Here is a 492-nt window from a genome sequence, read left to right as displayed (position 1 = left end):
AAGGCATGCAGCGGCTGTTCAAGCAGTTCAGCTTTCCCGGCGGCATCCCGAGCCATGTGGCGCCGGAAACGCCCGGCAGCATCCATGAGGGCGGCGAGCTTGGTTATGCGCTCAGCCACGCCTATGGTGCCGCCTTCGACAATCCCAATCTGGTCGTTGCCTGCATCGTCGGCGATGGCGAGGCCGAGACCGGGCCGCTTGCGACCGGCTGGCAGAGCAACAAGTTCCTCAACCCTGCCCGCGACGGCTGTGTTCTGCCGATCCTGCACCTGAACGGCTACAAGATCGCCAATCCCTGCTTCCTCGCCCGCATTCCGCACGACGAGCTGAAGAAGTTCTTCGAGGGCATGGGCTACAAACCCTACTTCGTCGAAGGGCATGATCCGGCAAAGGTCCACCAGCAACTGGCAGACGTGCTCGATACGGCGACGGCCGAAATCCGGCAGATTTGGGACGATGCCCGCATCAGGGGCAATCTGAAGCGCCCGGCCT

The 492-nt window shown here is 62.8% G+C and carries 1 pseudogene; it reads left to right on the top strand.

Going from position 1 to position 492, the window contains the following annotated elements:
- Positions 1–492 (top strand): annotated as a pseudogene (locus tag IB272_RS34495) (phosphoketolase); the annotation flags it as partial.

The organism is Ensifer sp. ENS08, assembly GCF_014852195.1.
Taxonomy (GTDB): Bacteria; Pseudomonadota; Alphaproteobacteria; order Rhizobiales; family Rhizobiaceae; genus Ensifer; species Ensifer adhaerens.
This window is presented reverse-complemented; position numbering and strand designations above follow the sequence as displayed.